At 48.9% G+C, this 13,431-nt stretch carries 12 protein-coding genes and 3 pseudogenes; 2 read left to right on the top strand and 13 right to left on the bottom strand.

Annotated elements, in window-relative coordinates; genetic code table 11:
- Positions 1 to 123: 123 nt before the first annotated feature.
- The 9 genes from L3J94_11810 to L3J94_11770 all read right to left on the bottom strand — a co-directional run bounded on the left by L3J94_11810 (position 124) and on the right by L3J94_11770 (position 7,471).
- On the bottom strand, positions 124 to 600 hold the full coding sequence (locus tag L3J94_11810; protein ID MCF6219409.1) for a phosphatidylglycerophosphatase A: 477 nt from the start codon (positions 598 to 600) through the stop codon (positions 124 to 126).
- 2 nt (positions 601 to 602) lie between these two features.
- Entirely contained in the window at positions 603 to 1,556 is a 954-nt protein-coding gene (thiL, locus tag L3J94_11805; GenBank protein MCF6219408.1) for a thiamine-phosphate kinase, read from the bottom strand.
- 15 nt (positions 1,557 to 1,571) lie between these two features.
- The gene (nusB, locus tag L3J94_11800; protein MCF6219407.1) at positions 1,572 to 2,066 is read right to left on the bottom strand and encodes a transcription antitermination factor NusB; all 495 of its coding nucleotides are present in this window, start codon (positions 2,064 to 2,066) and stop codon (positions 1,572 to 1,574) included.
- Between the two features lie 2 nt (positions 2,067 to 2,068).
- Positions 2,069 to 2,545 carry a 6,7-dimethyl-8-ribityllumazine synthase gene (ribE, locus tag L3J94_11795; protein ID MCF6219406.1) on the bottom strand — a complete coding sequence of 159 codons (477 nt, stop codon included), beginning with the start codon at positions 2,543 to 2,545 and terminating at the stop codon, positions 2,069 to 2,071.
- A gap of 202 nt (positions 2,546 to 2,747) precedes the next feature.
- Positions 2,748 to 3,857 (bottom strand): 3,4-dihydroxy-2-butanone-4-phosphate synthase, encoded by a 1,110-nt coding sequence (gene ribB, locus L3J94_11790; GenBank protein MCF6219405.1) that lies wholly within the window; start codon positions 3,855 to 3,857, stop codon positions 2,748 to 2,750.
- 4 nt (positions 3,858 to 3,861) lie between these two features.
- A complete protein-coding gene (locus tag L3J94_11785) occupies positions 3,862 to 4,521 on the bottom strand; it encodes a riboflavin synthase (protein MCF6219404.1) in 660 nt (219 codons plus the stop codon).
- Positions 4,522 to 4,597: 76 nt separating this feature from the next.
- Positions 4,598 to 5,701 carry a bifunctional diaminohydroxyphosphoribosylaminopyrimidine deaminase/5-amino-6-(5-phosphoribosylamino)uracil reductase RibD gene (ribD, locus tag L3J94_11780; GenBank protein MCF6219403.1) on the bottom strand — a complete coding sequence of 368 codons (1,104 nt, stop codon included), beginning with the start codon at positions 5,699 to 5,701 and terminating at the stop codon, positions 4,598 to 4,600.
- A 25-nt stretch (positions 5,702 to 5,726) separates the two neighbouring features.
- On the bottom strand, positions 5,727 to 6,191 hold the full coding sequence (gene nrdR, locus L3J94_11775; protein ID MCF6219402.1) for a transcriptional regulator NrdR: 465 nt from the start codon (positions 6,189 to 6,191) through the stop codon (positions 5,727 to 5,729).
- Between the two features lie 23 nt (positions 6,192 to 6,214).
- Entirely contained in the window at positions 6,215 to 7,471 is a 1,257-nt protein-coding gene (locus tag L3J94_11770) for a serine hydroxymethyltransferase (protein MCF6219401.1), read from the bottom strand.
- Between the two features lie 525 nt (positions 7,472 to 7,996).
- Between L3J94_11770 and fusA the strand changes: the two genes are divergently transcribed.
- Complete coding sequence (gene fusA / locus L3J94_11765; protein MCF6219400.1) at positions 7,997 to 10,081, top strand: elongation factor G; 2,085 nt, start codon at positions 7,997 to 7,999, stop codon at positions 10,079 to 10,081.
- Positions 10,082 to 10,227: 146 nt separating this feature from the next.
- Here the strand turns inward: fusA and L3J94_11760 are convergent, their stop codons facing one another.
- From L3J94_11760 to L3J94_11745, 4 genes and pseudogenes are all read right to left on the bottom strand, one after another.
- On the bottom strand, positions 10,228 to 11,745 hold the full coding sequence (locus tag L3J94_11760; GenBank protein ID MCF6219399.1) for an HDOD domain-containing protein: 1,518 nt from the start codon (positions 11,743 to 11,745) through the stop codon (positions 10,228 to 10,230).
- 236 nt (positions 11,746 to 11,981) lie between these two features.
- Positions 11,982 to 12,086, bottom strand: a pseudogene (locus L3J94_11755) (transposase).
- Positions 12,087 to 12,157: 71 nt separating this feature from the next.
- Positions 12,158 to 12,535, bottom strand: coding sequence for an IS200/IS605 family transposase (tnpA, locus tag L3J94_11750; protein MCF6219398.1), 378 nt, complete (start codon positions 12,533 to 12,535; stop codon positions 12,158 to 12,160).
- Between the two features lie 56 nt (positions 12,536 to 12,591).
- Positions 12,592 to 12,921, bottom strand: a pseudogene (locus tag L3J94_11745) (transposase).
- A 123-nt stretch (positions 12,922 to 13,044) separates the two neighbouring features.
- Between L3J94_11745 and L3J94_11740 the strand changes: the two are divergent.
- Positions 13,045 to 13,095, top strand: a pseudogene (locus L3J94_11740) (hypothetical protein).
- The last annotated feature ends 336 nt before the right edge of the window (positions 13,096 to 13,431 follow it).

Genomic DNA, 13,431 nt, shown 5'->3' with positions numbered 1-13,431 from the left:
AGCCATTCAGGCCCATTTCTCCGATCATTTTCGTTGAATATGCTCAATATTCGCCTCAAACAATCAAAAAAATGGACTCAAAATGGCTTTCCCTCGCTACGATCACCTAAGTCCGACAGCCTCCTAGGCAATATAAGAGGGTTGATGTACTAGGTAGACAATAACCTGCAATACAATGGCGGCCATGACACCCGCAAGGACATCGTCTAACATAATGCCGATACCGCCCTGCATATTGCGGTCAATGTAGCTGATTGGCCAGGGTTTGAATATGTCGAAAATACGAAACAGAATAAAACCCAGCAACAACCACTGCCAGCCACTGGGCGCAGCAATCATGGTGATCATGTAGCCTACGATCTCATCCCAGACAATCCCTGGATGATCATGTACCCCCATAAGGCGCGAGCTTGCGCCGCAAAGCCAAATACCAAATAGCGTCATGACCAGTGTGGCGATCAGGTAGACCGCCAATGACTCCTGCTGAAAAAACAGGATAAACGGAATGCCTGCCAATGTTCCGAAGGTGCCGGGGGCTTTTTTTGCGTAGCCAAGGCCAAATCCGAAGGCGAGGAAGTGTATAAGGTTAAATTTAGCCATGATCATCCTGCAAAGTGTTGGTATCCGGTTTTTTTGGTCGGATAAAACTTACCATCGAGATAACAGCTAACACCCTCCCCTTCAACCACCTCTCCAATACAACTGATGGCACAATTATGCTGTTGAGCCAACCGCTTGAGACTTTCACCCGCCGCACGACTAGCGGTAAAGCAGAGTTCATAGTCGTCACCGCCGTTGAGTGCGGTGTCGATGGTTGCGGGGGTGGCACGATAAGCGGGGGATAACGGAAGTTGATTCAACTCAAGCACTGCGGCTACGTTACTCTGTTTACAAATATGAGAGAGGTCAGCGAGCAGACCATCGGAGAGATCAATAGCGCTGTGTGCAATGGGGCGAAGCGCCATACCTAGAGAGACCCTGGGTGTCGGGCGATTGAGTCGTTGTAATAGATAGTCAGAATCGGAGTAGTGTTTACCTTCCAGCGCGATACGCAGGCCAAGTGCGGCATCCCCCAGCGTACCGGTCACATAGATACCGTCACCCACCTCGGCCCCTGAACGTTTGAGCGACTGTTGCGCGGGCACCAAGCCATGGGCTTGCAGGCTGAGCACTCGCGGACCTTTAGTGGTATCGCCGCCAACTAACTGCACGCCATGGTGATTGGCGAGCATGGCTATCCCTTTGGCAAAACCGGCAAGCCACGCCTCATCACTCTCAGGTAGCGTTAAAGCCAGTGTGAACCAGGCAGGCTCTGCCCCCATGGCGGCCATATCACTAAGATTAACCGCCAGTAGTTTATAGCCAATATCTTCCGCTGTGGTATTGACTGGAAAATGGACCCCCTCCACCATCGTATCAATCGCCACAACCAGGCTCATATCGGCAGGGACCACCAGCTGCGCACCGTCATCACCCACCCCCAGCAGCACATCGTCCCTTGCAGTACCAAGGGCGGAAAAATATTTTTCAATCAAGGAGAATTCAGCAAGAGCCATGGCTGGCGACAGTGGCTATTTTGCTTTGGATGGTTTGATGGTAACACTCACTTCAGGCTTCTTTTTCCGGACACTGGGCGAGCGTTTTTTTGCTGCAACTTCGGCACTTCTTAGCTTTTTCGCGACACCATCCAAGATGCCATTAACATATTTATGCCCATGCTCTGCACCAAATGTTTTAGCCAGTTCGACCGCTTCATTAATCACCACGCGATAGGGTACATCGAGACGGAACTCCAGCTCATAAACCCCCATGCGGAGTATCGCCCGTTCAACAGGGTCAACCTCACCTATTGGACGATCCAGTAGCAATGCAAGGTGGTCATCCAGCTCACCTTTATGCAGCACGACTTGGTGCAAAATTTCCTGGAAATATTTAATTTCCACGCCACTCATATCGTGCTCAGTGCGGAAATCGTTGTCAATAACTGCCAGCTCATTGCCGGTCAGTTGCCAGGTATAAAGTGCTTGAATTGCACAGCGACGCGCCAAGCTGCGAGCATTGCTCATAGTTAACTCTCCAGTTTACGCAGTACATTCACCATTTCGATTGCGGTTATCGCCGCCTCCGAACCCTTATTCCCCGCCTTTGTTCCTGCACGCTCGATCGCTTGCTCAATGGTATCAACGGTTAATACACCAAAGGTAACCGGTATATCGTGCTGAATACTCACCATAGAGAGTCCTTTGGTACACTCACCCGCTACATAATCAAAGTGAGGTGTACCACCACGAATGACGGCACCTAGCGCGATAATCGCATCATATTTTTTTGTTGCCGCCATGCGTTGTGCGGCAATCGGCATTTCAAATGCACCCGGAATACGTACAATTTCAATCGCTGCATCCTCGGCACCGTGGCGGCGCAGTGTATCCAGCGCACCTGTCACCAAGTGTTCAACAATAAAGCTATTGAAACGGCTCACCAGGATGCCAAAGCGGGCGCTATTGACCGTCAACTCACCTTCGATGCTTTTAATGTTACTCATTGTGTATCCCATATTCAGAATTAACGTCGATATTTATCAATAGATTATAGCGGTACTCGCCTAGACATTTCATAAGTTTTCGGTTTCACAGGAAAACCCACCCAAGCACCCTGTATCCGCGATTACAGATGATAGAGAGCATATTTCCTGTGTAATCAATAAGCAAGTGAGCCGGTGCATAACAGCGTATGCGTTACTCGGGCTAAGACCCTGTCACATACTCCGTCACCTCAAGGCCAAAACCTGAAATGCCGTGGGTCTTTTTAGGCGCACTCATCACCCTCATTTTATGCACCCCCAAATCGGCCAGAATTTGTGCGCCGATTCCATGATAGCGTAGATCATCAACCTGTTCAGGGTATGGCAATTCGATACCTTGATCTCGCATCTGGTGTTGGCGCATTTTTCGTACCAGATCACCATCACTCTCCTGCCCTTGCAATATCACCAGCACACCCTGCCCCTCTTCGGCAATGCGTTGCATCGCCGCTCGTAAGGGCAACCCCTCTTCTTCCTGATGACCTAATAGATCGCGCAAGAAACTATTCACCTGAACCCGCACCAGGACTGGCTTTTCACCATCCAATTCACCCAAACGCAATGCGTAATGAAGCTGGTTAAAAACTCGATCCTGATAAGCTACCAGATGGAAGTCACCAAATTCATTGGGGAGTTGACACTCGGCAACACGCTCAATGTTCTTCTCTGTGGCAAGGCGGTATTGAATTAAATCTGCAATGGTGCCCATTTTTAAATCGTGTTTTTTAGCAAATATCTCAAGATCAGGGCGACGCGCCATGCTGCCATCCTGGTTGAGTATTTCAACAATCACCGCTGCCGCCTCAAAACCAGCCAGCTTTGCCAAATCACAACCCGCTTCAGTGTGACCTGCACGGGTTAATACCCCGCCGGGTTGTGCTTTTAAGGGAAAAATATGCCCTGGCTGTACAACATCTGCAGGCTGGGCATCTGCCGCAACAGCGGCCAATACGGTTGCCGCCCGGTCTGCTGCGGAAATACCGGTTGTCACCCCTTGCGCTGCCTCAATTGAGACGGTGAAATTGGTTGAGTGCTTGGCATTATTATCCGAGACCATCAATGGCAAGCGCAGCTGTTCGCAACGTGCCTGGGTCAAGGTGAGGCAGATCAGGCCACGACCATAATGGGCCATAAAGTTAATATCTTCCGGGCGGGTTGCGGATGCAGCCATGATAAGATCGCCTTCATTTTCACGATCTTCATCATCCATCAGCACAACCATTTTGCCCTGGCGAATATCCTCAATAATCTCTTCAATACTATTTAATGCCATACGCTCATCTTATAAAACCATGCTCTGCCAGCAGTCTCTCCGTGACACCTTCACGGGTGGGTTCTGCTGCGGATTCACCTTGCAGTAGTCGCTCAAGATAACGGGCCAGAAGATCAACCTCCAGGTTTAGCTTCTGGCCCGCTTTAAAATTTCCCATGGTGGTATTTTGCAAGGTGTGCGGCACAATGTTCAACTCGAATACCGTGCCATTAACCTCATTAACCGTCAGGCTGATGCCATCCACACAGATGGACCCCTTCTTGGCAATATACTTTGCCAGCTCATCAGGCGCTTGAATACTGAAACGCACTGAGCGCCCATCACTCTGCCGAGTGAGCACCTCACCGACACCATCCACATGACCACTCACCAGGTGGCCTCCCAAACGTGTTGAGGGAGTCAGTGCTTTTTCCAGATTAACCAGATCCCCAGCCTTCAGTAAACCCAAGGTAGTTAGCCCCACCGTTTCACCGGAAACATCCGCCACAAAGCCGCCACCCGGCAACTCAACAGCAGTCAGACAAACCCCATTAACAGCGATACTGTCACCCAGCTGAACATCATCCAGTGGCAAGCTGCCAGTGTGGATGGTCAGGCGCATATCGCCCGACTTCCGCTCCTGTTGCTGAATATTACCAACCGCTTCAATAATTCCTGTAAACATTTTCTCTGTTATAACCGGTTAATTGAACATTGAAACAGGCCGACAAGTTGATAGCCCCGCACGTTTAAAAAGCGGCTCACTTTAGTTTGGCCGTTATGCGCCAATCCTCGCCAATGGCCCGTATATCCACTATTTTGAGTGCTATTTTGTCCTGCATCGAATTTAATTCAGGCAAATGGAAGAGGCCCTTAGCAGCATCACCCATCAAACTCGGTGCCATATAAATCACCATCTCATCAACCAGATTTTGCGATAATAGCGCACCATTCAATATTGAACCCGCCTCGACCATCACTTCATTAATCTGTCGCGCTGCCAGCACCTCCAGTATGGTACTCAGCGCAGGCTGCTGACCTTCTAGCACCACCACCTCAACTCCAATATTTTTGAGCTGAGATATTTTTTCCACACCATGATGACAACTGAAAATAAGTGTTTCCCCCGCTTGCTGTAATATTGCAGCATCCAGCGGTATTCGCAACTGACTATCCACCACCACCCGCAGTGGAGAAACAGGCGGGATATCCATCTCCAAATCACTCGCCTCTAACCGAACGGTTAAGCGTGGATTATCCGACAACACCGTACCAATTCCGGTCAAAATAGCCGAGCTAGTGGCGCGCAGCCGTTGAACATCGGCTCGCGCCGCCGAGCCAGTGATCCATTTTGACTCACCCGATGCCATCGCGGTACGACCATCTAGGCTGATGGCCAATTTGCTACGCACATAGGGGGTGCCGTGGCACATCCGCTTAATGAACCCAAGGTTGAGTGCTTTGGCCTCTTCGCCCAGCAGCCCACTTTCGACCTTAACGCCTGCATCCATCAGGCGCTGAGCCCCCTTGCCGGAGACGAGAGGGTTAGGGTCTTGCATCGCAATCACAACACGGGCAATGCCCGCCTCAATTAGCGCGTTAACACAAGGTGGCGTGCGGCCATGGTGACTACAAGGCTCCAGTGTCACATAGGCGGTTGCACCCTGAGTGCTTTTTGCTGTGCTATTTAGAGCGGCTATTTCAGCATGAGGCCCGCCCGAATAGATGTGCCACCCCTCACCAATAATTTCATTCTGCTGCACCAAAACGCAGCCTACCCTTGGATTTGGATGGGGAGGGTAGAGACCGCTTCGAGCCAGTTGCATAGCGCGACCCATGAAGCGATGATCCTGCGCAGTCGTCATAGGAGGCCCCTAAATATGAGTTAAATCAGCCTTGATTCACCTTATTTTTAAGGTGGTCAATCTCTTTGCGAAAGGCATCAACATCCTGAAAACTGCGGTAAACAGAGGCAAAACGCACATAAGCGACTTCATCCAGCTCACGTAGTGCATCCATCACCCATTCACCAATTTCGCTACCCGGAATTTCACGTTCACCGGTAGCTCGCACCTGTTGCTTGATCCGGTTAATAGCCTCTTCGATCTGCTCGATACTCACCGGGCGTTTTTCCAGAGAACGCTGAATACCACTGCGCAGCTTCTCCTCGTCGAACGGCTCGCGACTGCCGTCACTCTTAATCACGCGGGGCATTACCAACTCAGCGGTTTCAAAGGTGGTATAACGCTCGCCGCAAGCCAAACACTCACGGCGACGCCTGACACTAAAGCCTTCACTGGAGAGGCGTGAATCAATCACTTTGGTCTCATCGGCTTGGCAAAAAGGGCAACGCATGGTGTTAAACCTACTCTGACTAATTAGTCTGCATACACTGGAAATTTGGCACACACCTCTTCGGCCTGAAGCTTAACTCGACCAATGGTCACGGTATTACTCAAGTCATCCAGAATATCACAAATCCAAGTCGCCAAATGACGTGACTCTTCCTCTTTGAAACCACGACTGGTCATGGCAGGTGTACCAATACGGATACCACTGGTTACAAATGGAGATTGGGGATCATTGGGGACGGAGTTTTTATTCACCGTAATATTGGCCGCACCCAGTGCCGCTTCAACATCTTTTCCGGTCAAACCTTGTGCGATGAAGTCCACCAGAAACAGGTGATTATCGGTACCGCCCGAAACAATTTTATAGCCACGGCCAATCATCACCTGCGCCATAACACGGGCATTTTTAATCACTTGCTGCTGATAGGTTTTAAACTCAGGCAGCATCGCCTCCTTAAAAGCAACCGCTTTAGCTGCAATCACATGCATCAAAGGGCCACCTTGTGTGCCTGGAAAAACCACCGAGTTCAGTTTCTTTTCGATCACAGGGTTAGCTTTTGCCAGAATTAAGCCACCCCGTGGGCCACGCAGAGTTTTATGTGTGGTAGTGGTCGTCACATCGGCAATCTGCACCGGATTCGGGTAGTGTCCGGTAGCAACCAAACCGGCTACATGTGCCATATCAACAAACAGATAGGCACCGATTTTATCGGCTATATCACGAAAACGCTGCCAATCCACAATCCGCGAGTAAGCACTGAAACCGGCAATCAGCATCTTCGGCTTATGCTCAAGAGCCAGACGCTCAACCTCTTCATAATCAATCTCACCCGAATCCTCATTAATGCCATACTGGATTGCGTTGTAAATTTTACCGGAAAAGCTCACCTTAGAGCCGTGAGTCAAATGGCCACCGTGTGCCAGACTCATGCCCAATACAGTATCACCCGGCTGTAGCAGTGCCTGATAAACCGCCGCATTGGCTTGAGAGCCTGCGTGCGGCTGCACATTTGCGTAATCGGCACCATAAAGCGCCTTGGCACGATCAATCGCCAGCTGCTCCACAACATCCACAAACTCACAGCCGCCATAGTAGCGCTTACCGGGATACCCCTCCGCGTACTTATTAGTCAGCACCGAACCTTGCGCTTCCATAACGCGGGGGCTGGTGTAGTTCTCTGATGCGATCAGCTCAATGTGGTGTTCCTGGCGCTGAGCTTCTGCCGCAATTGCAACAGCCACTTCATCATCAAAACCGGCGATAGTCATACTTTTGGTGAACATTGTATTCCTCGAAAAATATTTAACGACACTACTCAAAAGGCCCAAAACCAAGAGCCTGACGCGCTTGCGAACTGCGAATTTTAAACGATCCACAATTAAATTGCATGTATCGTGCGTTGAAATGATGAAATGGATTGATTATGCGATGCAATATTGAACCGCAGAGGCGCTCATACCAAGCGATTATGGGTTTTACCGATACGACAACAACGCGTACTTTCAAGCTCTCGACCAAGAGAAAAGGCTGAAGAGCAACGGGAACAGTTGCGGTTTAGAGTGTCATTGCGCCATAGGCGTTTCTAATGCGGGAATTAGGGGTAATGAAAAAAGAGGGATTCCAGGGGCTTTGTGGTATGATACGCGCCTAACGCATATCGCATGCGTTCAAGGGCGGCTATTTCCGAGAAAATTTAGAGCTTTTTTGGTTATTATTATGTGACTAAAGGGGCCATCGCTCTGGTTCGCAGGTTCTCAAGGGTTTGAGAGCCGATAAAGTATCCTAAGCTTAACATTTAGAGTGCAAACATGACTGATCTGAGTAAATACAGAAACATTGGTATCTTCGCTCACGTAGATGCGGGTAAAACCACTACCACCGAGCGTATCCTGAAACTAACCGGTAAAATCCATAAACTGGGTGAGGTTCACGACGGTGCGGCAACAACTGACTTCATGGAGCAGGAGCAGGAGCGTGGTATTACAATCCAATCTGCAGCAACCACCTGTTTCTGGAAAGATCACCGCTTCAACATTATCGATACACCCGGGCACGTTGATTTCACCATTGAGGTTTACCGTTCGCTGAAAGTGCTGGATGGTGGTGTCGGTGTGTTCTGTGGTTCGGGCGGTGTTGAGCCACAATCTGAAACCAACTGGCGTTATGCAAATGAGTCCGGTGTTGCCCGGGTTATTTACATCAACAAGCTAGATCGCATGGGTGCTGATTTCTATCGTGTTACTAAGCAGGTTAAAGAGGTGCTGGGTGCACACCCACTCATCATGACGCTGCCGATCGGCATTGAAGATGACTTCATCGGCGTGATTGACCTGATGATCATGAAAGCATGGATATGGGATAACACCGGCGATCCACTCGCTTTTGAGATCGTCGACATTCCTGCGGAGTATCAGGAGAAAGCGGAAGAGTATCGCGAAATCATGATCGAAACTGCGGTAGAGCAGGATGATGATTTGATGGAATCCTACCTGGAGGGTGAAATTCCTTCAGCTGAAGATCTCAAGCGTTGTATCCGCAAGGGTACCATTAACCTGGACTTCTTCCCGACCTTCTGTGGTTCTGCATTCAAGAACAAAGGGGTTCAATTGGTTCTGGATGGTGTGGTTGATTACCTGCCAAGCCCAACCGAAGTTAAGCCACAACCTGAAGTGGATATGGAAGGCAATGAGACCGGTGAGTTTGCCGTAGTTGCTATCGACAAACCACTGCGTGCACTTGCGTTTAAAATCATGGATGACCGCTTTGGCGCACTCACCTTTATCCGCATCTACTCCGGCACCCTTAGTAAAGGTGACACTATATTGAACACCTTTACCGGGAAAAGTGAGCGTGTTGGCCGCTTGGTAGAGATGCATGCGGATGAACGCATCGAGCTGAGCTCTGCTCAAGCAGGTGATATCATTGCGCTGGTTGGATTGAAAAACACTCAAACAGGTCACACCCTTTGCGACCCTAAAAACCCAGCCACTTTAGAGCCAATGGTCTTCCCTGATCCCGTCATCTCGATTGCCATCGCGCCTAAAGATAAAGCAGCCGCTGAAAAGATGGGTATCGCAATCGGTAAAATGGTTCAGGAAGATCCCTCTTTCCGTGTCGAGACTGACGATGACTCTGGTGAAACTATCATCAAGGGCATGGGTGAACTTCACTTAGACATCAAGGTCGATATTCTGAAGCGAACCCACGGTGTGGATGTTGTTGTTGGAAAGCCACAAGTAGCCTATCGCGAAACAATCACAGAACGCCTTGAAGATAGCTACACGCACAAGAAGCAGTCGGGTGGTTCGGGTCAATTCGCAAAAATTGATTACATCATCGAGCCTTGTGAAGCCGGTGAAGGTTTTACTTTTGAGTCTAAAGTTACCGGTGGTAATGTACCTCGCGAATTCTGGCCTGCAGTTGAAAAGGGCTTCAAGATGAGCATGGTCAAAGGTGTACTCGCTGGTTTCCCTTGCTTAGATTTCAAAGTAACGCTGATGGATGGTAGTTTCCATGCGGTTGACTCCTCTGCAATCGCTTATGAAATTGCAGCCAAGGCCGCTTACCGCCAGTCAATGCCAAAAGCGGGCCCTCAGTTGCTTGAGCCGATCATGAAAGTTGATGTCTTTACACCCGATGCCCATGTAGGTGATGTTATCGGTGATTTGAATCGTCGTCGTGGCATGATCCTCGGACAAGAGTCAGGTGTTTCAGGTGTACGCATCAAGGCAACCTGCCCCCTTTCTGAGATGTTTGGTTATATCGGTGATCTGCGCACAATGACTTCTGGACGTGGCCAGTTCTCAATGGAGTTTGAACACTATGCAGCATGTCCTAAGAATGTTGCTGAAGCTGTAATCAAAGAGGTAGCGGAGCGCGAAAAAGCGAAATAATCGCCCTTTTTAGCGCTAAATCGAAAAAGCCGGGATCGCGAGATCCCGGCTTTTTTTGTTAACCCCAAGGCTATCTATGCAGCGTGCTTAGAGGGTTGATGTACTAGGAATACCGTTGCACTGAACCCCATGCCACAACACAGCATTCAGCGCATTTGCAACGCAAGTCTGGCGTGATTAATCAACTGCTGAAAGCTTTCAAACTGCGATCGACTCACGGGAAGGTTTGAGCCCGACATGTCGGCATAAAACATACCTAATGGCTTTTTACCATCACCAAATGCCGCAACAACGAAGTTGTTTACCCCTGTTTTTTGTTCAAAATCTCGAGGTAGAAATGCACGCCATTTTGGTTCCATGGTATCCATAACATGGATCGATTTATTGGCAAAAATAACATTGGAAAAGAGGTCTTTATCCTTATCAACTGCAAAATTAATAAATTTTTTCAATTGATTATCACCCTTTCCAACCACAATACGTGCGGCATACCGATCATGTACTGGCGATAACAGGCAGAGTGCAACCCGACCAAAGCCCGCCCCTTTACACAAGCCACTCATCAGCGCCATGAATATCTGATTGATATCCTTTCGCTGCATCATCATTAAAGTCATCTCATTGATAGTCTGTAATAGCAGTGCCGGATTACCTTTTTCCATGTTGACTTCACGCTTATCAGCCAGATCCACACTGCCGTCGATGCTTTGGGCATAATAGGCAAACTGCTTAGCAATTCGGTCTCTACACCCATCGCCACTCTCCATTATTTTTGGCGATAACAGCTTCTTATTAAGGTTAAACTCCTTCGCTAACTCACAACCCATCTCAAACGCTTTGTTCAATGCCCCCCGAATAACATCGCCATCCATTCCGGTAGTCGCTTTCATCTGCGCCAGTACCTCAGCCAGTGACCGGGTCGTACGATAGGGCTTTAAATAGAGTGCGCTCATCACCTGGCTCGCAAGATCTGGGACATATTTATTAAATTCAGCCGATGTACTGACATTACTGGCCGGTTGTTTTTGTATGCCAATGGTATTTTTAATAAGAGGCGGAAATCCCCAGTCCTCAATCAGGTCGGTGGCTATATCATCAAACCCACAGGAGAGCACTTCTCGCTGTGCTGACTGCCATTTTCTCCCTTCACCCTCACATAACCTCACCACCTCCATATATTTATCAGGCATGGCATAGGCCGTCACCATCTCCCCCAGGTTATGTATCAAGCCACAGAGATAGCTCTGTTCAACCTTGTCTACCCCCGCTTTCAGTGCCAGCTCGCGCATAAATGCCGCTGAAAGGTAAGAGTGAACCAACATACTGTTCATATCCAGTGCGTGCTCCCCATGGGAGAGTGAGTCGAGCAGCTTGAGGGAGAGGCTTATATTTTTAATCGTCTCAAAACCCAGCACCATAACAGCTTGAGAAATGGATGCTATTCGCGTTTGACCGCGATTGTAGTAGCTTGAATTAGAGAGACGCAGCATTTTCACACTGAGGTTGGCATCCTTCATCACCTCCATTGAGAGCTGCATAGCATCAGAGTCCGGGTTTTCGCTAATCTGGTAAATTCGATTAACACTGGCACTGAATATTGGCAAATCGCCAAGTTCATTGAGATTATTTTGAAGTGCTAAATAGGTTTCTTCGTTACTCTGCATGGTTTTTTCTAAGACCTTCCTGGCTGGGTGGTAACAACTCAATCAATGGGTCGACACACCCTATAGCGAGCTTTACCCTTCAATTCTTAAATAGAACTAAAATATAGCCCAAGCAATGGGTTTCACATGAAAAGAACATTACAATTACGGCTCTTCTCCGGTCTTGTGAGTGAAAAAAGATGCCAATTCTCATTCAATCTGTTGGTATATAAGGCTTTTTACGGCTCCTCGCTATTTCATGTGGGTAGATCAAACTCCAGTTTTGCTCCGATGAGGCAAGCCATTGCTATGAAATTTCGATTACTCCGATAACCTCGGGCTCTGCTCTTGGCGGCTTGTATGAATACTCCACCGGCTAAAGCCGGTGGTTTCAGGTTACGGCTGAAAGCCAGTCATTTCGCCTAAAGGCGACTTACAGCACACTAAAATCATCATCGGGGTCGTTCGGCTTCTGGTTTTCTATATACGCTTTCCAGACTTCGTCTGTCACGTTTCCGCTTGAAGCTACCCAATAGCCTCTCGCCCACAAATCTTGACCCCAGTATCTCTTCTTCAATTGCGGAAACTCCGTTAACATCTTGTGAGAACTCTTACCCTTCATAAACTGCACCGCTTTAGATACCGATAAACTCGGTGGTATTCCTATCAGCATGTGTACATGATCCCTGTTGATAGCACCCGCATAGATTATCATTTCTTTGCTTCGTGCAATTTCTCGCAGTAACTCTCTACACCTTTGACCAACATCTCCTCCCAACACCGGATAACGATACTTCGTTACCCAGACTATGTGGCATTTGCAATCCTAATGAGATGAAGCTCATGAAGCTCATGAAGCTGGGGTAAAAATCGGCGGCGAAACGTGGCTATCGTGTCGTGATCCGGGTGCGTATTAGCCGCCAGATAGCGAAATGCAATCGAGTCGTGGGTGGCGCGTTCAATCTTGCAGCTGGAGAAAACGCCGGTGGCGTAACCGTAGATCAGCAAACTGAGCAGTACGCCTGGATGATGGGCCGGTGAGCCTCGCCCCGCATACTGCCGAGTAAGTTCAGACAGGTCGAGTTGGTCAACCACTTCGACGACAAAGCGTGCCATGTGATCTTCAGGAAGCCAATCCTGCATAGAGGGAAGAAACAAATAGTCTGTTTCTCGATCAGCAGTTATAAAATTCCCCATCACTTTGTTCCTATCTCTCCCAGCGTGGCCATCATTATCTCACTTCGATACAATTAGGTTAAGTCCGACAGACTGCTAGCGATTCAACAGCAGATCGGCGATAAAGCGGGCGAAGGGACCACGCTGAATAATATTTCACAGATATTCCAAGCCCGTGGCGACGATGAGACCGCGCTGAGCTACCTCAAACAATCTCTGGCGATAAGAGAGCAGATCGGCGATACCGCTGGTCTCTGCGCCACGCTGTTCAACATCGGTCATATTCATTGGCAAAATAATGAGCAGAGCGAGGCGCTGCAAACGTGGGTGACTGTCTACCGTTTGGCCAAACCGATGCAGTTAGCACAAGTATTGGACGCTCTGGAAGGGTTGGCAGAGCCATTGAAACTTAACAACCACCAGCTAAAGCTGGTGGGTTAGTATTAAGGACTGAAAGTCCGGATACGGGTCAAATAGACCCGTTTAATCTTCGGTTTTGAAATTATCATCAACTTTTGGCTCAAAGTGATG

The sequence above is a fragment of the Gammaproteobacteria bacterium genome (assembly GCA_021647245.1).
Classification (GTDB): Bacteria; Pseudomonadota; Gammaproteobacteria; order RBG-16-57-12; family RBG-16-57-12; genus JAFLJP01.
Note: the sequence above shows the minus strand (reverse complement) of the source record. Positions and strands in the feature narration are given on the sequence as shown.

Bases quoted from the DNA above. Each gene is read 5' to 3' on its own strand.
- L3J94_11760 (MCF6219399.1), bottom strand. From the start codon at position 11,745: ATGCAGAGTAACGAAGAAACCTATTTAGCACTTCAAAATAATCTCAAT.
- L3J94_11785 (MCF6219404.1), bottom strand. From the start codon at position 4,521: ATGTTTACAGGAATTATTGAAGCGGTTGGTAATATTCAGCAACAGGAG.
- ribE (MCF6219406.1), bottom strand. From the start codon at position 2,545: ATGAGTAACATTAAAAGCATCGAAGGTGAGTTGACGGTCAATAGCGCC.
- ribD (MCF6219403.1), bottom strand. From the start codon at position 5,701: ATGACGACTGCGCAGGATCATCGCTTCATGGGTCGCGCTATGCAACTG.
- nusB (MCF6219407.1), bottom strand. From the start codon at position 2,066: ATGAGCAATGCTCGCAGCTTGGCGCGTCGCTGTGCAATTCAAGCACTT.
- thiL (MCF6219408.1), bottom strand. From the start codon at position 1,556: ATGGCTCTTGCTGAATTCTCCTTGATTGAAAAATATTTTTCCGCCCTT.
- fusA (MCF6219400.1), top strand. From the start codon at position 7,997: ATGACTGATCTGAGTAAATACAGAAACATTGGTATCTTCGCTCACGTA.
- nrdR (MCF6219402.1), bottom strand. From the start codon at position 6,191: ATGCGTTGCCCTTTTTGCCAAGCCGATGAGACCAAAGTGATTGATTCA.
- L3J94_11770 (MCF6219401.1), bottom strand. From the start codon at position 7,471: ATGTTCACCAAAAGTATGACTATCGCCGGTTTTGATGATGAAGTGGCT.
- ribB (MCF6219405.1), bottom strand. From the start codon at position 3,857: ATGGCATTAAATAGTATTGAAGAGATTATTGAGGATATTCGCCAGGGC.
- L3J94_11810 (MCF6219409.1), bottom strand. From the start codon at position 600: ATGGCTAAATTTAACCTTATACACTTCCTCGCCTTCGGATTTGGCCTT.